The 18,462-nt window shown below is 41.0% G+C and carries 32 protein-coding genes; 1 reads left to right on the forward strand and 31 read right to left on the reverse strand.

What is annotated here, in order from left to right; all coding sequences use genetic code 11:
* Nucleotides 1-21: 21 nt before the first annotated feature.
* From rplQ to ABVT42_RS07500, 29 genes are all read right to left on the reverse strand, one after another.
* The gene (rplQ, locus tag ABVT42_RS07360) at nt 22-423 is read right to left on the reverse strand and encodes a 50S ribosomal protein L17 (protein WP_353874064.1); all 402 of its coding nucleotides are present in this window, start codon (nt 421-423) and stop codon (nt 22-24) included.
* Nucleotides 424-576: 153 nt separating this feature from the next.
* On the reverse strand, nt 577-1,563 hold the full coding sequence (locus ABVT42_RS07365; protein WP_353874063.1) for a DNA-directed RNA polymerase subunit alpha: 987 nt from the start codon (nt 1,561-1,563) through the stop codon (nt 577-579).
* Nucleotides 1,564-1,582: 19 nt separating this feature from the next.
* Nucleotides 1,583-2,203 (reverse strand): 30S ribosomal protein S4, encoded by a 621-nt coding sequence (gene rpsD, locus ABVT42_RS07370; protein WP_353874062.1) that lies wholly within the window; start codon nt 2,201-2,203, stop codon nt 1,583-1,585.
* A gap of 27 nt (nt 2,204-2,230) precedes the next feature.
* Nucleotides 2,231-2,617 (reverse strand): 30S ribosomal protein S11, encoded by a 387-nt coding sequence (gene rpsK / locus ABVT42_RS07375; RefSeq protein ID WP_142893540.1) that lies wholly within the window; start codon nt 2,615-2,617, stop codon nt 2,231-2,233.
* Between the two features lie 5 nt (nt 2,618-2,622).
* Nucleotides 2,623-2,979 (reverse strand): 30S ribosomal protein S13, encoded by a 357-nt coding sequence (gene rpsM / locus ABVT42_RS07380; RefSeq protein WP_353874061.1) that lies wholly within the window; start codon nt 2,977-2,979, stop codon nt 2,623-2,625.
* Nucleotides 2,980-3,121: 142 nt separating this feature from the next.
* Nucleotides 3,122-3,235 (reverse strand): 50S ribosomal protein L36, encoded by a 114-nt coding sequence (rpmJ, locus tag ABVT42_RS07385; RefSeq protein WP_142941389.1) that lies wholly within the window; start codon nt 3,233-3,235, stop codon nt 3,122-3,124.
* Nucleotides 3,236-3,262: 27 nt separating this feature from the next.
* Complete coding sequence (secY, locus tag ABVT42_RS07390) at nt 3,263-4,603, reverse strand: preprotein translocase subunit SecY (protein ID WP_353874060.1); 1,341 nt, start codon at nt 4,601-4,603, stop codon at nt 3,263-3,265.
* Nucleotides 4,604-4,614: 11 nt separating this feature from the next.
* Entirely contained in the window at nt 4,615-5,052 is a 438-nt protein-coding gene (rplO, locus tag ABVT42_RS07395) for a 50S ribosomal protein L15 (protein WP_353874198.1), read from the reverse strand.
* Nucleotides 5,053-5,071: 19 nt separating this feature from the next.
* Complete coding sequence (gene rpmD, locus ABVT42_RS07400; protein ID WP_353874059.1) at nt 5,072-5,257, reverse strand: 50S ribosomal protein L30; 186 nt, start codon at nt 5,255-5,257, stop codon at nt 5,072-5,074.
* A 3-nt stretch (nt 5,258-5,260) separates the two neighbouring features.
* A complete protein-coding gene (rpsE, locus tag ABVT42_RS07405) occupies nt 5,261-5,767 on the reverse strand; it encodes a 30S ribosomal protein S5 (RefSeq protein ID WP_353874058.1) in 507 nt (168 codons plus the stop codon).
* A gap of 11 nt (nt 5,768-5,778) precedes the next feature.
* The gene (gene rplR / locus ABVT42_RS07410) at nt 5,779-6,132 is read right to left on the reverse strand and encodes a 50S ribosomal protein L18 (protein WP_353874056.1); all 354 of its coding nucleotides are present in this window, start codon (nt 6,130-6,132) and stop codon (nt 5,779-5,781) included.
* A gap of 9 nt (nt 6,133-6,141) precedes the next feature.
* Nucleotides 6,142-6,675 (reverse strand): 50S ribosomal protein L6, encoded by a 534-nt coding sequence (rplF, locus tag ABVT42_RS07415; protein ID WP_353874055.1) that lies wholly within the window; start codon nt 6,673-6,675, stop codon nt 6,142-6,144.
* Between the two features lie 12 nt (nt 6,676-6,687).
* Nucleotides 6,688-7,083, reverse strand: coding sequence for a 30S ribosomal protein S8 (gene rpsH, locus ABVT42_RS07420; protein WP_353874054.1), 396 nt, complete (start codon nt 7,081-7,083; stop codon nt 6,688-6,690).
* Between the two features lie 17 nt (nt 7,084-7,100).
* Nucleotides 7,101-7,406: a 30S ribosomal protein S14 gene (gene rpsN, locus ABVT42_RS07425; protein ID WP_353874053.1), complete on the reverse strand. Its 306-nt coding sequence runs from the start codon at nt 7,404-7,406 to the stop codon at nt 7,101-7,103.
* Nucleotides 7,407-7,416: 10 nt separating this feature from the next.
* Nucleotides 7,417-7,956 (reverse strand): 50S ribosomal protein L5, encoded by a 540-nt coding sequence (gene rplE / locus ABVT42_RS07430; protein WP_353874052.1) that lies wholly within the window; start codon nt 7,954-7,956, stop codon nt 7,417-7,419.
* Between the two features lie 29 nt (nt 7,957-7,985).
* A complete protein-coding gene (rplX, locus tag ABVT42_RS07435; RefSeq protein ID WP_353874051.1) occupies nt 7,986-8,303 on the reverse strand; it encodes a 50S ribosomal protein L24 in 318 nt (105 codons plus the stop codon).
* Between the two features lie 10 nt (nt 8,304-8,313).
* Nucleotides 8,314-8,682 carry a 50S ribosomal protein L14 gene (gene rplN, locus ABVT42_RS07440; RefSeq protein WP_353874050.1) on the reverse strand — a complete coding sequence of 123 codons (369 nt, stop codon included), beginning with the start codon at nt 8,680-8,682 and terminating at the stop codon, nt 8,314-8,316.
* A 128-nt stretch (nt 8,683-8,810) separates the two neighbouring features.
* Nucleotides 8,811-9,071 (reverse strand): 30S ribosomal protein S17, encoded by a 261-nt coding sequence (gene rpsQ / locus ABVT42_RS07445; protein WP_353874049.1) that lies wholly within the window; start codon nt 9,069-9,071, stop codon nt 8,811-8,813.
* Complete coding sequence (gene rpmC / locus ABVT42_RS07450) at nt 9,071-9,280, reverse strand: 50S ribosomal protein L29 (protein ID WP_353874048.1); 210 nt, start codon at nt 9,278-9,280, stop codon at nt 9,071-9,073. Before rpmC ends, rpsQ begins: the two co-directional genes overlap by 1 nt.
* Nucleotides 9,280-9,687 (reverse strand): 50S ribosomal protein L16, encoded by a 408-nt coding sequence (gene rplP / locus ABVT42_RS07455; protein WP_353874047.1) that lies wholly within the window; start codon nt 9,685-9,687, stop codon nt 9,280-9,282. Before rplP ends, rpmC begins: the two co-directional genes overlap by 1 nt.
* A gap of 11 nt (nt 9,688-9,698) precedes the next feature.
* Nucleotides 9,699-10,391 (reverse strand): 30S ribosomal protein S3, encoded by a 693-nt coding sequence (rpsC, locus tag ABVT42_RS07460; protein WP_353874046.1) that lies wholly within the window; start codon nt 10,389-10,391, stop codon nt 9,699-9,701.
* Nucleotides 10,392-10,402: 11 nt separating this feature from the next.
* On the reverse strand, nt 10,403-10,735 hold the full coding sequence (gene rplV, locus ABVT42_RS07465) for a 50S ribosomal protein L22 (protein WP_353874044.1): 333 nt from the start codon (nt 10,733-10,735) through the stop codon (nt 10,403-10,405).
* Between the two features lie 9 nt (nt 10,736-10,744).
* Entirely contained in the window at nt 10,745-11,020 is a 276-nt protein-coding gene (gene rpsS, locus ABVT42_RS07470) for a 30S ribosomal protein S19 (protein WP_353874043.1), read from the reverse strand.
* Between the two features lie 11 nt (nt 11,021-11,031).
* Nucleotides 11,032-11,859, reverse strand: a complete 828-nt coding sequence (gene rplB, locus ABVT42_RS07475; RefSeq protein ID WP_353874042.1) for a 50S ribosomal protein L2 — start codon at nt 11,857-11,859, stop codon at nt 11,032-11,034.
* Between the two features lie 16 nt (nt 11,860-11,875).
* Complete coding sequence (gene rplW / locus ABVT42_RS07480; RefSeq protein ID WP_353874041.1) at nt 11,876-12,169, reverse strand: 50S ribosomal protein L23; 294 nt, start codon at nt 12,167-12,169, stop codon at nt 11,876-11,878.
* Complete coding sequence (gene rplD, locus ABVT42_RS07485) at nt 12,166-12,783, reverse strand: 50S ribosomal protein L4 (protein WP_353874040.1); 618 nt, start codon at nt 12,781-12,783, stop codon at nt 12,166-12,168. Before rplD ends, rplW begins: the two co-directional genes overlap by 4 nt.
* 12 nt (nt 12,784-12,795) lie before the next feature.
* Nucleotides 12,796-13,428 (reverse strand): 50S ribosomal protein L3, encoded by a 633-nt coding sequence (gene rplC / locus ABVT42_RS07490; protein WP_353874039.1) that lies wholly within the window; start codon nt 13,426-13,428, stop codon nt 12,796-12,798.
* Between the two features lie 116 nt (nt 13,429-13,544).
* On the reverse strand, nt 13,545-13,856 hold the full coding sequence (rpsJ, locus tag ABVT42_RS07495; protein WP_353874038.1) for a 30S ribosomal protein S10: 312 nt from the start codon (nt 13,854-13,856) through the stop codon (nt 13,545-13,547).
* 519 nt (nt 13,857-14,375) lie between these two features.
* Complete coding sequence (locus ABVT42_RS07500) at nt 14,376-15,506, reverse strand: tetratricopeptide repeat protein (RefSeq protein WP_367023589.1); 1,131 nt, start codon at nt 15,504-15,506, stop codon at nt 14,376-14,378.
* A gap of 368 nt (nt 15,507-15,874) precedes the next feature.
* On the opposite strand from ABVT42_RS07500, the gene ABVT42_RS07505 reads away from it, so the two are divergent.
* Nucleotides 15,875-16,387 (forward strand): zinc ribbon domain-containing protein, encoded by a 513-nt coding sequence (locus tag ABVT42_RS07505; protein WP_353874036.1) that lies wholly within the window; start codon nt 15,875-15,877, stop codon nt 16,385-16,387.
* A gap of 48 nt (nt 16,388-16,435) precedes the next feature.
* Here ABVT42_RS07505 and ABVT42_RS07510 read toward each other — a convergent pair whose 3' ends face one another.
* Both ABVT42_RS07510 and ABVT42_RS07515 read right to left on the reverse strand, forming a co-directional pair.
* On the reverse strand, nt 16,436-17,752 hold the full coding sequence (locus tag ABVT42_RS07510; protein ID WP_353874035.1) for an ATP-binding protein: 1,317 nt from the start codon (nt 17,750-17,752) through the stop codon (nt 16,436-16,438).
* Nucleotides 17,753-17,755: 3 nt separating this feature from the next.
* Nucleotides 17,756-18,460, reverse strand: a complete 705-nt coding sequence (locus ABVT42_RS07515) for a response regulator (protein WP_353874034.1) — start codon at nt 18,458-18,460, stop codon at nt 17,756-17,758.
* Nucleotides 18,461-18,462: the final 2 nt, after the last annotated feature.

Genomic DNA, 18,462 nt, shown 5'->3' on the forward strand with positions numbered 1-18,462 from the left:
ATAATTCGTAATGTCAAACTTTTACTCTTCTTCAACTACTGCCGCTTCATCTTCATCATCAATGATTGGACGATCAACCAGCTCAACATAAGCGATTGGTGCTTTATCACCAGCTCTAAAACCGGCCTTGATTATACGCAAATACCCACCAGGTCTCTCTTGATAACGAGGCCCTAGCTCATCAAATAGTTTACCAACAGCAGCTTTGTTACGAGTGCGAGAAAAAGCCAAGCGACGATTAGCAACAGAATCTTCTTTAGCTAGCGTAATGAGAGGCTCGACTACTCGACGCAACTCTTTCGCCTTTGCAAGCGTTGTCTTGATTAACTCATGCTCAATTAAAGAAACAGACATATTGCGAAACATAGCCTGACGATGACTAGAATTTCTATTTAATTGACGACCACTATGACGATGACGCATTTTAAATTACCTATTTTAACTTACCAGCCTGCTATAGTACTGGTATTATTTGGTTTATGTTATTTAGCAAGCTTAAATTACACTTGCACCTTTTATAAATAAGAAAACCTTATTCTGTAAAGAATAAGGTTTTCATTAATAAGCGTTACAGAATTAGGCGTCTTCAAGAATACTTGAAGGTGGCCAGTTTTCCAAGCGCATTCCAAGAGAAAGACCTCTTGAAGCTAAAACATCCTTAATTTCTGTTAAAGATTTCTTACCTAAATTAGGTGTTTTAAGCAACTCAACTTCTGTTCGCTGAATCAAATCACCAATGTAGTGAATATTTTCAGTTTTCAAACAGTTAGCACTTCTTACAGTAAGTTCTAAATCATCTACAGGACGCAGTAAAATTGGATCAACTTCTGGCTCTTGTGTTTCTGGCTCAGCTTGTTTCTCATCTTTCAGATCAACAAAAGCACTTAGCTGTTGCTGCAAAATAGTTGCACAACGTCTAATCGCTTCTTCTGGCTCTATAGTACCATTAGTTTCCAAATCAATTACCAATTTGTCGAGGTTAGTACGCTGCTCAACCCGAGCAGAATCAACAACATAAGAAACTCGTCTGATTGGACTGAAAGATGCATCTAATTGCAATCGGCCAATTGTGCTGTCTTCATCTTCGCTACGTTTACGAATAGCTGCAGGCTCATAGCCTCGGCCTTTCTTGACAATCAATCGCATACTGATTGACCCTTTGTCAGTTAACGTTGCAATATGATGATCAGGATTGACAATTTCAACGCCTGCCTGAGGCTCTATATCTGAAGCGGTTACTGGGCCTTCACCATTTTTCTGCAAAATCAGTGTAGCCTCATCTTTATCTTCAAGCTTAATTGCTAAACCTTTAAGATTTAGCAGGATATCAATGACATCTTCTTTTACACTTTCAATAGTGGTGTACTCATGAAGTACACCATCAATTTCCACTTCAACTACTGCGCAACCGGGCATAGACGAAAGTAAAATTCTACGTAGAGAGTTACCTAAAGTGTGTCCAAAACCTCTTTCGAATGGCTCTAATACAACTTTAGCTTTTCTCTCACCTTGACTTTCCACTTTTATCTGACGTGGTGTCAGTAGTTCAGTGACATTACCCATATATAATCCTCTTCAAGTATTACTTGGAGTATAATTCCACAATTAGATTTTCATTGATGTCTGATGGCAAATCAGTACGCTCAGGAGTCGCTTTGAAAGTGCCTTCCATCTTCTTATCATCAACTTCAACCCAAACTGGACGTTCTTTTTGTGATGCCAGCTCTAATGCAGCAATAATTCTTGCTTGTGTCTTAGACTTTTCACGAATTGAAATCACATCAGAAGGAGACACCTTATATGATGGAATGTTGACCATTTCACCATTAACCAATACGGCTTTGTGACTAACTAACTGACGAGCTTCAGAGCGAGTAGAACCGAATCCCATACGATAAACAACGTTATCTAAACGAGACTCTAATAATTGAAGAAGGTTCTCACCCGTTGCACCTTTTAAACGCGCAGCTTCTTTATAGTAGTTTCTGAACTGTTTTTCCAGTACGCCATAAATACGGCGAACTTTCTGTTTTTCACGCAGCTGTAAACCATAATCGGAAAGACGAGCACGTCTTGCGCCATGGAATCCAGGAGCTTGATCAATTTTACACTTATCTTCAATAGCACGAACGCCGCTTTTCAGCATTAAATCAACGCCTTCACGACGTGCTAACTTAAGTTTAGGTCCAATATATCTTGCCATGTTTTAATCTCCAGCAATACCTATAAGTTACACGCGTCGCTTCTTGGGAGGGCGACAACCATTATGCGGGATAGGAGTTACGTCAGTAATATTCGTAATCTTAAATCCAGCGTTATTCAGAGCTCGAACGGCTGATTCACGACCAGGTCCAGGTCCTTTAACAAATACTTCCATGTTTTTCATACCCATCTCTTTAACCATCTCAGCAACGCGATCTGCAGCTACCTGAGCGGCGAATGGGGTACTTTTACGTGAACCTCTGAATCCTGAACCACCAGCAGTAGCCCAAGCTAGAGCATTCCCCTGACGATCAGTAACGGTAACAATAGTATTGTTGAATGAAGCATGAATATGTGCCATTCCATCCACTACATGCTTTTTAACTTTTTTACGAGAACGAGGTGACTTTGCCATTTCGCTTACCTCTTAATTGGTTTACGCGGACCTTTACGTGTACGCGCATTGGTTTTAGTTCTTTGTCCACGGACAGGTAAGCTTCTTCTGTGACGAATGCCACGGAAACAACCTAGGTCCATTAAACGTTTAATATTCATTGAAACTTCACGTCGCAAATCACCTTCTACGGTGAATCTTGCAACTTCTGTGCGAAGTGATTCAATTTCAGACTCGTCTAAATCACGAATTTTTCGACTTTCTTCGATTTTAGCGTTTGCGCAAATTTCTTTAGCGCGAGTCTTACCAATGCCGTAAATTGCGGTCAACGCAATTACCGAATGTTTATTAACTGGAATATTAATACCAGCGATACGGGCCATCTAATTAACTCCCAAATTTCAGTTTCAACTACCAGTGTTACGAAAAAGCGCGACATAATAGCGTTGAAACGATTAAAAATCAACCTGTTAATGTAATTTGTTAATCTCTCTTATAATGAGATATGTTAAGGAAGTCCTCAAATCAACCCTGACGCTGTTTATGGCGAGGGTCAGAACAAATCACACGTACACTACCGTTTCTGCGAATTACTTTACATTCACGGCACATTTTCTTAACAGAAGCTCGAACTTTCATTTTCGTACTCCAAAAACGCTTAAGTTTCTACCGGGTGGAACCGGAAGTACCATAGTTCTTAAAATTTGCCTTTTTCAGTACCGACTCATAGTCACGTGAAATTAAATGTGCTTGAACTTGCGACATGAAATCCATAATAACAACAACAATAATCAGTAATGACGTTCCACCGAAGTAGAAAGGCACTTGCCAGAATAAGATCATAAATTCAGGTAACAAACATACAGCGGTAATATATAACGCGCCGACGAGAGTCAATCTGGTCATAACCTTATCAATGTATTTGGATGTCTGCTCCCCAGGACGAATCCCAGGAATAAACGCTCCAGATTTTTTAAGTTGATCTGCCGTATCACGCGGGTTATAAACTAACGCTGTATAGAAAAAGCAGAAAAACATAATGCCGGCACCATAAATCAAAATGTAAAGCGGGTTACCAGGTTGCATTTGCTGTGCAATGTTTTGCAACCATAACCAATCATCACCTTTACTGGCACCAATCCACTGGGCAATTGTGCCCGGGAATAAAATAATACTTGATGCAAATATTGCAGGAATCACCCCTGCCATATTGACTTTAAGCGGCAGATGCGAAGACTGAGCCTGATACATTCTACGACCTTGTTGCTTTTGCGCGTAATTGACGACTATACGACGTTGTCCACGCTCCATAAAAACAACAAATGCGGTAACCAACAGTACAACAGAAAAAACCAGCAATAATGCAAGGATATTCAAGTCTCCTTGTCTGGCTTGTTCAAAAGTGTTACCTATCGCAGTTGGCAATCCTGCGACAATACCAATAAAAATTAATACTGAAATACCATTACCTATTCCGCGCTCATTGATTTGCTCACCCAGCCACATTAAAAACATGGTCCCGGTAACCAAACTAACAATTGCACCAAAATAGAAGCTAAAGCCAGGATTAGGTACTAAACCTGGCATTAGATTTGGAAAATTAGATGCTATTCCAATCGCTTGTAAACAAGCCAGCACAAACGTTAAGTAACGAGTATACTGATTAATTTTTCTTCTACCAGCCTCACCTTCTTTCTTGATTTCTTGAAGTTTTGGTTCAACAAAACTCATCACCTGAAGGATAATTGATGCTGTGATATATGGCATTATTCCAAGAGCAAAAACGCTCGCTCTTTCCAACGCACCACCAGAAAATACATTAAATAATGCGAGTATTGTTCCTGACTGTTGTTCCATTAATTGAGACAAGACACTTGAATCAATACCCGGTACAGGAACAAATGATCCTAAACGGAAGATAATTATCGCAGTCAAAACAAACAATAAGCGTTGTTTGAGTTCTGTCAATCCACCGCCGGATTTTTTTTCTACTGGAGCTTTAGCCATTTTTTTAACCTTTAAGCTTGTACTTTACCGCCTGCAGCTTCAATCGCAGCTTGTGCACCCTTTGAAACTCTGATGCCATCACCAATAGTCAGTGCACGATCAATTGAACCAGAAAGCATTACTTTAACTTGAAGAATATTCTTGTTAATAACACCAGCTGCTCTTAAAGATAGCAGGTCTACTGTATCACCTTCTACCTTGCTCAATTCGCCTAAGCGAACTTCCGCAGATACCAGTGACTTGCGTGAAGTAAAACCAAATTTAGGCAAACGCTGTTTTAAAGGCATTTGACCACCTTCGAAACCTGGCTTCACTTTACCACCTGAGCGAGACTTCAGACCTTTATGTCCACGTCCGCAGGTTTTTCCTAAAGTAGAACCAATACCACGTCCAACCCGTTTTGCTTTTTTCTTTGCACCTTCACCAGGGCTTAGAGTATTCAATCGCATGATTTCTTCACTCATTGGATTAATCCTCCACTCGAACCATATAGTTTACGGTATTAACCATACCTCTGGTAGCAGGTGTATCTTCAACCTCTACAGTATGGCCAATTCGTCTCAATCCCAACCCCAAAAGACAAGCTTTATGATTTTTCAACCTGCCATTTGATGATTTGGTCTGAGTGATTTTCATATAAGTCTTCTCAGCCATGACCTACTCCATAATTTCGGCAACAGATTTACCACGCTTTGATGCGACAGCCTCTGGAGAGAACATTTCACCTAAACCGCGAATAGTTGCACGTACGATATTAATTGGATTAGTAGAACCGATACTTTTTGCCAGTACGTTTTCTACTCCAACCACTTCAAATACACTACGCATCGCACCGCCGGCAATGATACCGGTACCTGGAGATGCAGGTTGCATATAAACTTTTGATGCGCCATGTCTAGCATTAATTGGGTGCTGCAACGTATGGCCGTCTTTTAATTCAACTTGAATCATATTACGACGAGCCTGTTCCATTGCTTTTTGAATAGCAGCAGGAACTTCACGTGCTTTACCACGTCCAAAGCCAATTTTACCGTTTCCGTCTCCAACTACAGTCAAAGCGGTGAAAGAGAAAATACGTCCACCCTTAACCACCTTAGAAACACGGTTAACATTGACTAACTTTTCAACCAAACCGTCAGCGTTGTTTGTTTCTTGTCTAGCCATATTCTTAACCCTTAAAACTGGAGACCATTTTCACGTGCGCTATCAGCTAATGCTTTAACACGACCATGGTATTTGTAACCAGAGCGATCAAATGCAACATTTGATACGCCAGCTTCTGTTGCTCTTTTAGCAACTAAAGCACCTACCGCTTTTGCGGCTTCAACATTACCTGTAGAAGCACCGGCACTTTTAATATCTTTTTCTACGCTTGAAGCAGCAGCGATGACTTTACCGCCATCAGCAGAGATAACCTGCGCATAAATATGACGTGGAGTACGATTCACAACCAGACGAGTGGTACCCAACTGCTTCATTTTGATGCGACTTTTTGTCGCACGACGTATTCTCGCTTGTTTTTTATTCATTACGCTACCCTACTTTTTCTTGGCTTCTTTACGACGGATAGTTTCATCCGCGTACTTCACACCTTTACCTTTATAAGGCTCTGGTGGACGATAAGCTCTGATGTTAGCGGCAACTTGACCGACAGCCTGTTTATCAATTCCTCTAACTACGATTTCTGTATTAGAAGGTGTTTCCGCAGTTACGCCCTCTGGTAATTCGTAGACTACAGGGTGTGAAAAACCAAGCGTCAAATCTAATTTATTACCCTGTGCTTTAGCACGGTATCCAACACCTACCAGTTCAAGTTTCTTTTCAAAACCTTGTGAAACACCGGTTACCATGTTATTCACTAGTGAACGCATAGTACCAGACATGGCTTTACTGCCTTCGATGCCGTCTCGACCAACAAAGGTGATTTGGCTATCTTCAACATTAACATCAACTGATGGATGTAGGTCTTGCTTCATCTCTCCTTTGCTACCTTTGATTGCAATGGTGTTGCCTTTTAAATCAACGGTTACGCCTGAAGGAATGACTACTGGATTTTTTGCTACTCTAGACATTTTCGGTTCTCCTTAAGATACGATGCAGAGAACTTCGCCGCCGTGTCCAATGCTTCTGGCTGCACGGTCAGTCATAACCCCTTTAGAGGTTGAAACGATCGCGATACCTAAACCATCTAGAACACGAGGTAGCTCGTTAGATTTTTTATAAATACGTAACCCAGGACGACTAACACGTTTAATGGTGTCAATTACAGGTCTGCCCTGATGATACTTTAATTCAATTGTTAATTCAGTTTTTCCATCATCTACTGATTTTGCATGGTCAGAGATGTAACCTTCTTGCTTAAGTACTTCTGCGATAGAAACCTTAACTTTAGATGAAGGCATAGAAACAACTTTTTTGCCTGCAGATTGACCGTTTCGAATACGGGTCAACATATCTGCAATTGGATCTTGCATGCTCATATTGATTCTCCCAACAATTACCAGCTAGCTTTAACTAGACCAGGTACATTACCCTTCATCGCTTGCTCACGTAATTTGTTACGGCATAAACCGAATTTACGCAGGTAAGCATGTGGACGACCAGTTACACGACAACGATTTCGTTGACGAACCGGGCTAGCATCACGTGGCAATTTTTGCAGAGCCACTTGAGCTTCCCAGCGCTCATCATCACTTTTGTTGAGATCGACAATTATCGCTTTAAGTTCTGCACGTTTTTGAGCATACTTTGCGACTGTGCGAGCACGTTTTGCTTCGCGCTGTACCATAGATACTTTAGCCATAATTTACCCCTTAGCTTTTGAGCGGGAAGTTAAACGCGTTTAATAATTCGCGTCCTTCTTCGTCTGTAGTGGCAGTGGTGGTAATCGTGATATCCATTCCGCGAATTTTGTCTACTTTATCGTAGTCAATTTCGGGGAATATGATCTGCTCTTTAACGCCCATGGAATAATTACCACGCCCATCAAAAGACTTAGGATTTAATCCACGAAAATCACGAATACGAGGGATAGCAATAGAAACCAGACGCTCCATAAAATCCCACATACGCTCACCACGAAGAGTGACTTTTGCACCAATAGGGTAGCCATCACGGATTTTAAATCCAGCGATAGATTTACGGGCTTTAGTAACAACAGGCTTTTGGCCTGAGATTGCTGCCAGGTCATTACAAGCGTTCTCTAGAACTTTTTTATCCCCAACAGCTTCACCCAGACCCATATTTAATGTGATCTTGGTGATTTTAGGGACTTGCATGACTGATTTGTAACCAAACTTTTTAGTTAAAGCGTCGATTACATTTTGCTTATAGTGGTCTTGCAGTTTCGCCATTTCTTACACCAACAATATAATCAATGAAATTAATCAACAAGCTCGCCATTCGACTTAAAAATTCGAACACGCTTGCCATCTTCTTGCACTTTAATCCCAACGCGGTCAGCTTTGCCGGTTTTAGGGTTAAAGATTGCAACGTTTGAAATATCCAGCGGAGCTTCCTTCTCTACGATACCACCCTGGATACCTGCTTGTGGGTTCGGTCGAACATGCTTTTTAATCATGTTAATACCTTCAACCACAACTCGGTTCTTGTCGGTAATTATCTTTTTGATTTTACCGCGCTGTCCATTGCTCTTACCTGTAAGAACGATGACATCATCACCAGTCTTTAACTTTTGCATGTTAAATCTCCTACAGTACTTCTGGCGCCAAAGATACAATCTTCATAAACTTGTCACCACGTAATTCACGAGTAACAGGTCCAAAAATACGAGTACCTATCGGCTGTAAGTTATTGTTTAATAGAACTGCTGCGTTTCCATCAAAACGGATCAATGATCCATCAGGACGACGAACACCTTTACGAGTTCTTACAACAACAGCGTTAAGCACATCACCTTTTTTCGCTTTACCGCGAGGGATAGCTTCTTTAACGCTGACTTTAATCACATCTCCAATTCTTGCGTAACGGCGGTGTGAGCCTCCAAGAACCTTAATACACTGTACTCGACGCGCGCCGCTGTTGTCGGCAACATCAAGCGTTGTTTGCATCTGGATCATTGGTCTTCTCCAATCGTTCCCACTCTAAAATTGCACGCGATTTGAACCGTCGCAACACAAAAGGAGCGGGAGTATATCATTATTCAGTTGATACAGCTAATTAAATTGTTTGCTTATTAACAAACGACCTATTTTGCTCTTTCAACAACCTCTACTAACTGCCAGGTTTTTGTTTTAGAAAGCGGTCTGCTTTCTACAACCGTAACAGTGTCGCCTATTTTGCACTCGTTGGTTTCGTCATGTGCATGTACCTTGGTAGATCGTTTCACGAACTTTCCATAGATAGGATGCTTAACTTGACGCTCAACTTTGACAGTAATGGATTTATCCATTTTGTCACTGACTACTTTACCGGTCAGAGTACGCTTAATAACTTTTTGCTCGCTCATTAGCTAACTCCTTCCGATACAGTATTCGCTTTCTGATTTAACACAGTTTTTACGCGTGCAATGTTGCGGCGTACGTTTTTTAACGTATGAGTCTGATTCGATTGGCCAGTAGCTCTTGCCATACGCAGATTAAATTGTTCTTTGCGTAGTTCAAGCAACTCGCTTTGCAGTTCCTCAACGCTTTTGTCTCTCAACTCTGAAGCATTCATTACAATACCGTCCGCTTAACAAAAGTTGTTTTAAATGGAAGCTTTGCCGCAGCTAATGCAAATGCATCGCGCGCCAACTCTTCTGCAACCCCTTCAACTTCAAACAACATTCGTCCTGGTTGAATTTGTGCAACCCAGTATTCCACACTACCTTTACCTTTACCCATCCGTACTTCTAGTGGCTTTTTAGTAATAGGTTTGTCAGGAAATACTCGAATATATACCTTACCTTGACGACGCATATGGCGAGTCATCGCTCGACGAGCAGCTTCAATTTGTCGAGCAGTCATTCGACCTCGAGCAGCAGCTTTTAAGCCGAATTCGCCAAAGCTTACGCTATGGTTAACAACACCACGGTTGCGACCAGTGTGCTGTTTACGAAATTTCGTTCTTTTTGGTTGTAACATGGTCTACTCCCCTACTTTTTCTTAGCTCGGGCAGGTTTCTTTTTTGGCTTTTCTTCAACCACTGCTTGTGGTTCATGACCAAATACCTCACCTTTAAATACCCAGACCTTCACACCAATAATTCCATAAGTGGTTGCAGCTTCTGCTGTCGCGTAATCGATGTCAGCACGCAGCGTATGCAGCGGAACACGACCTTCGCGATACCATTCGGCGCGCGCAATATCTGCACCACCTAGACGACCACTTACTTGAACTTTGATACCTTCAGCGCCAGCCCGCATTGTATTTTGTACAGCACGCTTCATCGCTCGACGGAACATAACCCGACGCTCTAATTGCTGTGCGATACCATCCGCAACTAATTGTGCATCAAGCTCGGGCTTACGCACTTGCTCAATGTTAATTTGCGTTTGTACGCCAGTCATTTGCGTAATTTGTTTACGCAATTTTTCGATATCCTCACCTTTCTTACCAATAACAATACCAGGACGAGCCGTGTGTACTGTTACTCTAAGAGCTTTGGTTGGACGCTCGATATCAATCTTTGACACTGAAGCTCGTGATAGCTCTTTCATTAACCATTCACGAATCTGGATGTCACTCGATAGAAAATCCGCATACTCACCGCGCTCTGCATACCAAATAGAGCTATGCTTCTTGACGATGCCGAGACGGATACCATTTGGATGTACTTTTTGACCCATGGATCTTTCTCCTAGTTATCCGAAACTTTAACGGTGATGTGACATGATCGTTTAAATATACGATCTGCTCTACCCTTAGCTCGCGTTTTGATACGCTTTAGCGTTGGGCCTTCATCAACAAATATTGTTGAAACTTTCAGTTCGTCGATATCAGCACCGTCGTTATGCTCAGCATTTGCGATGGCAGAATCTAAAACTTTTTTAATTAAGTCAGCGGCTTTTTTGTTGCTGAATTTCAGCACATTAAGCGCTCTCTCAACCGACATTCCTCTCACCTGATTAGCAACTAAACGGGCTTTTTGAGGAGAAATACGTGCATGACGTAAAACAGCTTGAGTTTCCATCATTGCCTCCTATCGTTTAGCTTTCTTATCTGCGACATGTCCTTTGTAAGTACGAGTCGGTGCAAATTCCCCCAACTTGTGACCTACCATGTCTTCGTTAACCAATACAGGTACATGTTGACGCCCATTGTGGACGGCAATAGTCAGTCCAACCATTTCTGGATAAATAGTAGAACGGCGAGACCAGGTTTTAATCGGCTTTCTGTTATTTGAGGCGACGGCATCTTCAACCTTTTTCAATAAATGAAGGTCGATAAATGGGCCTTTTTTAAGTGAACGTGGCACGATTGCTTCCTCTATTTACGATTACGGCGACGGACAATCAGCTTGTCTGTACGCTTGTTACTACGAGTCTTCTTGCCCTTAGTTGGTACACCCCATGGAGTTACAGGATGTCTACCACCTGAGGTACGTCCCTCACCACCACCATGTGGATGGTCGACTGGGTTCATAGCAACGCCTCGAACAGTAGGTCGTACACCACGCCATCTGGTTGCACCCGCTTTACCGAGTGAACGTAGCATATGTTCAGCGTTACCAACTTCCCCAACGGTTGCGCGACATTCAGATAATACCTTACGCATTTCACCACTACGTAGACGTAGTGTTACATAAGCACCATCTCGTGCAACCAGTTGGACGTAAGTACCAGCACTTCGTGCAATCTGAGCACCTTTGCCAGGCTTCAGCTCAACACAATGAATAGTGGTACCCACTGGAATATTTCTCATTGGCAAAGTGTTACCGACTTTAATCGGCGCATCTTGACCAGATTGAATTACATCTCCAGCACTTATACCTTTGGGTGCAATGATATAACGACGCTCACCATCGGCATAAAGTACTAACGCAATATTTGCACTTCGATTTGGATCATATTCCAAACGCTCAACTTTAGCAGGAATGCCATCTTTGTTACGTTTAAAGTCAACAATACGATAGTGCTGTTTGTGACCACCACCAACATGACGAACAGTAATTCGACCGTTGTTGTTGCGACCACCATTTTTAGATTTTTTGTCTAATAAAGGCGCATAAGGAGCACCTTTATGTAAATCAGGATTAACCACTTTGACAACAAAGCGACGACCTGGCGACGTTGGTTTAGCTTTCATTAGAGCCATTAGTATTACCCCTCGCTTACTCGGCGCCTACAAAGTCAATGTCCTGCCCTTCTTGCAGAGACACGTAGGCTTTTTTCCAATTAGAACGACGTCCAGAAATCGCGCCTGTGCGTTTGGTTTTACCCTTTACCACTGCAGTTCTGACGTTTTCTACTTTTACTTCAAACATCATTTCTACGGCTTTTTTAATTTCTAACTTTGTCGCGTTGCTTGCCACTTTGAAAACAAACTCACCACGCTCAGCGGCGATGCTTGCTTTTTCAGATACATGAGGAGCAAGTAAAATATTCATAATTCTTTCTTGGTTCATCCCCACATCTCCTCGAATTTTTTCACTGCATCGACAGTCATGATGACTTTATCGAATGCAATTAAACTAACCGGGTCGCATGCCTGTACATCACGAACATCAACTTTATGTAAGTTGCGTGCTGACAAATATAAGTTTTCATCAACATTGGTCGAAACGATTAATGCGTCAGTTAAACCAAATTCAGCCAGCTTTTTAACTAGCTCTTTGGTTTTTGGTGCATCAACTGTAAATGACTCTACAACTAATAAACGATTTTGACGATTTAGTTCAGACAAAATGCACTGCATTGCGCCGCGATACATTTTGCGATTTACTTTTTGCGAATAGTCTTGAGGCTTGGCAGCAAAAGTAACACCACCAGTACGCCAGATTGGGCTTCGAATAGTCCCTGCTCGAGCACGGCCAGTACCTTTTTGACGCCAAGGTTTAGAGCCACCACCACTAACTTCGCTACGAGTTTTTTGTGCTCTGGTACCAGAACGCGCGCCAGCCATATAGGCGACTACAACCTGATGAACCAGTGCTTCATTAAACTCACGTCCAAAAGTTACTTCAGAAACTTCTACAGATGATGATTGTGCACCATCAGTAACAGCTAAATTAATTTCCATTAAAAAATCCCCCTAAACCTTAACTGCTGGACGAACGATAACATCGCCACCAGTTGCGCCAGGAACTGCGCCTCTAATTAGAAGAATATTGCGCTCAACATCAACACGTACAACAGAAAGATTTTGTGTTGTTACACGCTCAGCACCCATGTGACCAGACATTTTTTTGCCTTTGAATACTTTACCGGGTGATTGGTTTTGACCGATAGAACCAGGCGCACGGTGAGAAAGCGAGTTACCATGAGTGGCATCTTGCATTCTGAAATTCCAGCGTTTAATTGCGCCAGCAAATCCTTTACCTTTTGATGTTCCGGTAACATCGACAATTTGGCCTGCTTCGAAAATATCAACTTTGATTTCACCGCCAGTTTCAAAACCTTCTAGTGAATCAACGCGAAATTCCCATAGTCCACGACCAGCTTCAACACCAGCCTTTTTAAAATGACCTGCTGCAGGACGATTAACGCGACTTGTTTTACGCTCACCAGTTGTGATTTGTAGCGCTTGATAACCGTCGTTTTCTTGTGTTTTAACCTGAGTGATGCGATTTGGTGATACCTCGATAACAGTTACCGGGATAGATTCACCACTTTCATCAAACACTCGGGTCATGCCGCATTTACGGCCAACGATTCCGATTGCCATTTTTTAAACCCTCTCAAAACGTCGTATTGTTTTTATCGACAATACAACAAACCCTTGTTGACCGCTGTTAATACGAGTTACCAGTCAATCAACCTTTAATCAACTCTCAAACTGCCTTAAGAAAGACTGATTTGAACATCAACACCCGCAGCTAAATCCAGTTTCATCAATGCATCAACTGTTTTTTCTGTTGGCTCTTCAATATCTACCATTCGCTTATGAGTTCTGATTTCGTACTGATCTCGCGCATCTTTATTAACATGCGGAGAGATCAAAACTGTGTAACGCTCTTTTCGTGTAGGTAATGGAATCGGTCCACGAACTTGCGCACCAGTACGCTTGGCAGTATTAACGATCTCAGCAGTCGAAAGATCAATCAGTTTGTGATCAAACGACTTTAAGCGTATTCGGATTCGCTGCTTAGGCATGCTAAGATTCTCCAAAAGTTAGAAAATTAAACGTGTAAAAACTGCCTCTTCTCTTCTCGAAGAGTGCAGTCAAAATTCTTTTCGACCACAATCAGGTCGGTTGTCGAGGCAAATTTTGCTAGATTATTTGCCATTTCATTGATGAATTTGACCTTATTATTTAGGGCACAAAGTTCACCAAGACCCAAACGGCACTCAGCCAAATTGGGAGCGGCATTATAATGAAAAGTAATTCAAGATACAACTGCAATTCAAAAGAAAATTAAAATTTGATTACAACATGAAGAAAATATGAGGTAGATATTTTTTCGACTATTGCGTCATATATCATGATATGCAAAATAATATGCCAATCAATGCTAAAAAGCGACCTATTTTTGGTGGGTTCCAGATTATATACAAATGCAACTAGCCATTAATACAAAGAATACATAACCAAGTATCAACTCATTCTTCCAATCTATACACTTTATATACGCACTTAATCCTTATCAATAGACAGTTCAATAGTTATTGTAGTCAGTTAATGTAATGGTTTGTATAGTAAGCAAGCGCTTTTAATTTTGCACGATACAATACTTGGGCCTCATCATCGAAAGCAAGTTCCAGTGCCTTTTCATATGCTTTTTTGGCTCGCCAAGTGTTTCCCTTCAAAAACTCCACTTTACCTCTGCCAAAATAGCCGTGGTGCAAATAAGGCGCAAGTTCAATGGCCTTATCGTAGTACTTGAGTGCGGTATCTAGTTCACCTTTGCGGAATGACTGCTCCGCGATATCCAACCAGTCAAATGGGTTAGGTTCATTTATTTCAGCAATTTTTTCTTTAATTTGGTCAGCTTCCGCAAAACGTTCAAACCGCTTTAGGTAATTATAATAATTGCTCAACAACTCCAGCTTTTCTACAGAATGCTCAATTCCATAACGGTAAAGATTTTCAGCATCTTCATGAAATCCAGATTTGTCATAAACTAAAGCCAGCATATTAATAGCATGAGCATTATTTTCTGAGTATTTTAATGATTCCAAGGCAAGCCAAAACGCACTTTCAAACTGTGCCGCAATAATGGCTTCAGCAGCACGATTTTGATAAAACATGGAAATAAATTCCGACTCTTCAACTTTGCGTTTAACCATAGCGCCGCGAGACGGAAAATAGTCGATTTTAATAACCGGTCTGACCAAAAACACAAATCCTGCTTCACTAACTACATCCGGCTTATAGAGCAAGCTACGTACGTGTTGGGAGGTTAAAATAGTATTTCCTTTTTTCTGATAAACCGGCGGGGTTTGCATCAGCTCGTACCCAACCTCAATATCAGCAACCCTTGCTAGTGCAGAAGTAAGAATAGCCAACGACAGACAGTTTCCTTGCTTTTTATCAGCAGCAGTACTCGCCGTATAGGTGTCACTATGATAGTTAAATCCAGAGATTATTTTTTGCAGGTAGTTAGATACCAATTGATGTCGTGGAATCTCATGGTTAGCAATATGTTCGAGATAACGGGTAAAATGCCGAGTTTGCTCATCGGTGAGCCGAAAGATTTCCTGTTCGGTCTGCATCGCTGGTGGTTGACCAAATTCAGCATACATGACAATTGGAAGGGGCTGTTTCTCTTCAACAGTGACTTGTTCAACTTTAGGTACGCTCATGCATGATGCCAGCAACTGACTCGTAAGCAAGAACAAACAAAGTCGAATTGTAAGCTGTTGAAAGTATCGCATATTTCTCTCCCGTTAATCACTAGCCCCTTTATTGAGTGTACAATTAATATTCGAAAACACAATACATTTGAGATGAACTGGCCGTTTTACGGTACTAAACAGGCAGATTTCTCAACGTTCTCTCTCTCAATCACTTTAACAGGAGTTATGAAAAACATCCTCTAACTTATTAATACTTAAATACTTTTTAATATTTTTTATTTTTGAGAACAAATTTTGGTATTCCACCGAATTCTGGATTATGTTTAATTTATTCGAAATTTAAATATATTGAAAATATTAGTTAGCGCAAAGCGATGAATAACAATACTTACGATCATTATAATGTCGAATTAACCGGAGAGTTAAACTCAGAGCCATCCCGCTCTCAAATCATCGATAAAATAGCAACCACATTTAATTTGCCAAAAGAGAAAATCAGTCAGTTGCTAAACGGCAAACCGCAGATTATTCGCAAAGATATTCCACATAAGGAAGCCTATCAAATTCAGCAAGCGCTAATACAATGTGGAGCGCAAACTCGACTGGTTCGAATCAAGGTACAAGAAAAACCTGCTTCTTTTTCTTTAGTACCAGAGGGTGAAGAGCAAACATCATTCCAAGACTTAACTCAAAAGATTACCGAAGGGACACTAGTCGAATGCCCCCAATGTCATAATATTCAACCGCCATCATCATTTTGTGTTCACTGCGGCAGCGCTTTATCTGATACCGAACCTAGCCCGACAAAGCATTCGAAAAAGATACTCTATCTCGGCGTTGTATCTGTTTTAATGGCAATGGTTATCATTGCTTTTATATTGTGGTAGTTAATTTTTATACGATGATAGTCCGATTGTTCGCCAAATAAAACGGTATCAGCAATTCAGCAGTTTAAAACGCATAGAAAAACATGCTCCATTCAATTGCGCCGACTGACAAACAGAGACTTGACCGCGATGCCAATTAACAACGCGAGCAACAATCGCTAAGCCAAGTCCAAAATGATTCGCTTGCGTCCGACTTTTATCAAGCTTAACAAATGCCTTAAATATATTTGTCATTTCATTTTGTGGAACTCCCTGTCCATCATCTTCAACAACTATTTCAATTTGATTGTGACTAAGGTAGCAACTTACTTTTACTCGATTGTTTGCATAATCAATCGCGTTGGTTAGCAAATTTGTCACCGCTCGCCCAATCCAAAAAGGGTCCATATTCAGCAGTGGGATTTCATCGGCTGAAACCAGTGCGGACTCTATTTTCACCTGCTTTTTTTCAGCCAAAGGTTGACAAGCTGTGATTACAGACTGAATTAATTGAATTAAGTTAGTATTCGTTTTTATTAACTCAAATCGTTTTCTTTCAAGACTGGCATAATCTAAAAAGGCTTCCAGCATTTTTTCCATGCGATTTAAGTCATCATCCATTCGATTTAAATAATAGTTTTTCTTTTCCAAATGATTTGCATCAAGCGCAGCATCAACGCCAAACCGTAAACAAGATAGCGGCGTTCTTAAATCATGAGAAATACTTCCAGCAAGAATTTTATTTTCATTAATCAGCTCTTCAATTTGTCCCGCCATTCGATTAAAGCTGATTTCCAAATCTTCAATATATGAAAACCTTATTGGTTCAATACGGCGCGACAAATCCCCTGCACCAAATTCAGAAGCTAATCGATTTAATTTAGACAACCGTCGTGTTAAGGGGAAAGCCCAAATCAACAATACAAGACAAAAGCTCAAATAGAAAAATATGGTAAGCCAAAACTCTAAGTCAGCTACATCTGTCGATTGAAATGCGGGCAAGTAGTCGATATGCAAAACTAACAACCACTGAGGATGGTTTTCAATTTTTCGTAAAAGTTGCGCGCCGCTGTCTGAATCAATTAATAACCCATTTTCAGTGCTCAGCTGATGCTCTAATTGTGAGCTAAAAGATAAATGAGTTAACCGTTCTAACGATAAGTCAATTTTAAACTGCTGTTCTAATAACTGAATTTGACTCTCTAGTTGGGACTCCGAAAAATGGCTTAAAATATCAGCAGCGCCAGCGAGTAGTTTTTTTTCAGTCACAAACTCTTGACTCTCGGCCATTTCATTTTGCGCATCAAAAACACCATCGATTAGTCGCCCTAACAAAAATAATGAAATTAATGCCGTAATTAAAATACTCAAATAGATACGCTTCACCAATTAGCTCCATGCATCAGCGACAAACAAATATCCTTTTCCCCAAATAGTTTTTATTTTTTGTGGGTTTTGTGAATTATCATCCAGCTTTTTTCGAAGCACGGAAATCATCAAATCAAATCGACGATCCTGGCCATCATATTCACGGCCTTTAAGTGCCATAAAAACTTGATCCCGATTAACCGCCTGCCCTGCATTTTGAGCAAGAAACCATAAAAACTCAAACTCGCTCGACGAAAAGTTAATTTCTTTATCGCCATAAGTCACTCGTTTAGCATTTGAATCAAGATTAAGTTGACCAAATTTTAGAACATTGGAATTGATGGCTAACTCACTGTGTTGATTACTGCGTATTAGCGCTTTAATACGTGCCAGTAACGCTCTTGGTCTAACGGGTTTTACAACATAGTCATTAGCGCCGACTTCCAGACCAATCACTTCATCCAACTCATCACTGCGTGCGGTCAGCATAATAATGGGAGCTTGACTAAAAGTTCGAATTTCACGACAAACTTCAACCCCATCCATTCCCGGCAGCATAACATCAAGCAAAACCAGATCAGGTGATTCTTTTTTAAAAACATTGACAGCCGTATCACCTCTTTCTACATGTATGAGCTGATAACTATGCTCCTGCAAATACTCCTGAATCCATTGTGCCAAGGACACGTCATCTTCAACTAACAGAATTTTTCCGTAACTTTCCACAA

This window comes from Aliikangiella maris (genome assembly GCF_040719265.1).
Taxonomy (GTDB): Bacteria; Pseudomonadota; Gammaproteobacteria; order Enterobacterales; family Kangiellaceae; genus Aliikangiella; species Aliikangiella maris.

Excerpts from the sequence above, each read along its gene's own strand:
- rplQ (WP_353874064.1), bottom strand. The coding sequence starts at position 423 with ATGCGTCATCGTCATAGTGGTCGTCAATTAAATAGAAATTCTAGTCAT.
- ABVT42_RS07365 (WP_353874063.1), bottom strand. The coding sequence starts at position 1,563 with ATGGGTAATGTCACTGAACTACTGACACCACGTCAGATAAAAGTGGAA.
- rpsD (WP_353874062.1), bottom strand. The coding sequence starts at position 2,203 with ATGGCAAGATATATTGGACCTAAACTTAAGTTAGCACGTCGTGAAGGC.
- rpsK (WP_142893540.1), bottom strand. The coding sequence starts at position 2,617 with ATGGCAAAGTCACCTCGTTCTCGTAAAAAAGTTAAAAAGCATGTAGTG.
- rpsM (WP_353874061.1), bottom strand. The coding sequence starts at position 2,979 with ATGGCCCGTATCGCTGGTATTAATATTCCAGTTAATAAACATTCGGTA.
- rpmJ (WP_142941389.1), bottom strand. The coding sequence starts at position 3,235 with ATGAAAGTTCGAGCTTCTGTTAAGAAAATGTGCCGTGAATGTAAAGTA.
- secY (WP_353874060.1), bottom strand. The coding sequence starts at position 4,603 with ATGGCTAAAGCTCCAGTAGAAAAAAAATCCGGCGGTGGATTGACAGAA.
- rplO (WP_353874198.1), bottom strand. The coding sequence starts at position 5,052 with ATGCGATTGAATACTCTAAGCCCTGGTGAAGGTGCAAAGAAAAAAGCA.
- rpmD (WP_353874059.1), bottom strand. The coding sequence starts at position 5,257 with ATGGCTGAGAAGACTTATATGAAAATCACTCAGACCAAATCATCAAAT.
- rpsE (WP_353874058.1), bottom strand. The coding sequence starts at position 5,767 with ATGGCTAGACAAGAAACAAACAACGCTGACGGTTTGGTTGAAAAGTTA.
- rplR (WP_353874056.1), bottom strand. The coding sequence starts at position 6,132 with ATGAATAAAAAACAAGCGAGAATACGTCGTGCGACAAAAAGTCGCATC.
- rplF (WP_353874055.1), bottom strand. The coding sequence starts at position 6,675 with ATGTCTAGAGTAGCAAAAAATCCAGTAGTCATTCCTTCAGGCGTAACC.
- rpsH (WP_353874054.1), bottom strand. The coding sequence starts at position 7,083 with ATGAGCATGCAAGATCCAATTGCAGATATGTTGACCCGTATTCGAAAC.
- rpsN (WP_353874053.1), bottom strand. The coding sequence starts at position 7,406 with ATGGCTAAAGTATCTATGGTACAGCGCGAAGCAAAACGTGCTCGCACA.
- rplE (WP_353874052.1), bottom strand. The coding sequence starts at position 7,956 with ATGGCGAAACTGCAAGACCACTATAAGCAAAATGTAATCGACGCTTTA.
- rplX (WP_353874051.1), bottom strand. The coding sequence starts at position 8,303 with ATGCAAAAGTTAAAGACTGGTGATGATGTCATCGTTCTTACAGGTAAG.
- rplN (WP_353874050.1), bottom strand. The coding sequence starts at position 8,682 with ATGATCCAGATGCAAACAACGCTTGATGTTGCCGACAACAGCGGCGCG.
- rpsQ (WP_353874049.1), bottom strand. The coding sequence starts at position 9,071 with ATGAGCGAGCAAAAAGTTATTAAGCGTACTCTGACCGGTAAAGTAGTC.
- rpmC (WP_353874048.1), bottom strand. The coding sequence starts at position 9,280 with ATGAATGCTTCAGAGTTGAGAGACAAAAGCGTTGAGGAACTGCAAAGC.
- rplP (WP_353874047.1), bottom strand. The coding sequence starts at position 9,687 with ATGTTACAACCAAAAAGAACGAAATTTCGTAAACAGCACACTGGTCGC.
- rpsC (WP_353874046.1), bottom strand. The coding sequence starts at position 10,391 with ATGGGTCAAAAAGTACATCCAAATGGTATCCGTCTCGGCATCGTCAAG.
- rplV (WP_353874044.1), bottom strand. The coding sequence starts at position 10,735 with ATGGAAACTCAAGCTGTTTTACGTCATGCACGTATTTCTCCTCAAAAA.
- rplB (WP_353874042.1), bottom strand. The coding sequence starts at position 11,859 with ATGGCTCTAATGAAAGCTAAACCAACGTCGCCAGGTCGTCGCTTTGTT.
- rplW (WP_353874041.1), bottom strand. The coding sequence starts at position 12,169 with ATGAACCAAGAAAGAATTATGAATATTTTACTTGCTCCTCATGTATCT.
- rplD (WP_353874040.1), bottom strand. The coding sequence starts at position 12,783 with ATGGAAATTAATTTAGCTGTTACTGATGGTGCACAATCATCATCTGTA.
- rplC (WP_353874039.1), bottom strand. The coding sequence starts at position 13,428 with ATGGCAATCGGAATCGTTGGCCGTAAATGCGGCATGACCCGAGTGTTT.
- rpsJ (WP_353874038.1), bottom strand. The coding sequence starts at position 13,856 with ATGCCTAAGCAGCGAATCCGAATACGCTTAAAGTCGTTTGATCACAAA.
- ABVT42_RS07500 (WP_367023589.1), bottom strand. The coding sequence starts at position 15,506 with ATGAGCGTACCTAAAGTTGAACAAGTCACTGTTGAAGAGAAACAGCCC.
- ABVT42_RS07505 (WP_353874036.1), top strand. The coding sequence starts at position 15,875 with ATGAATAACAATACTTACGATCATTATAATGTCGAATTAACCGGAGAG.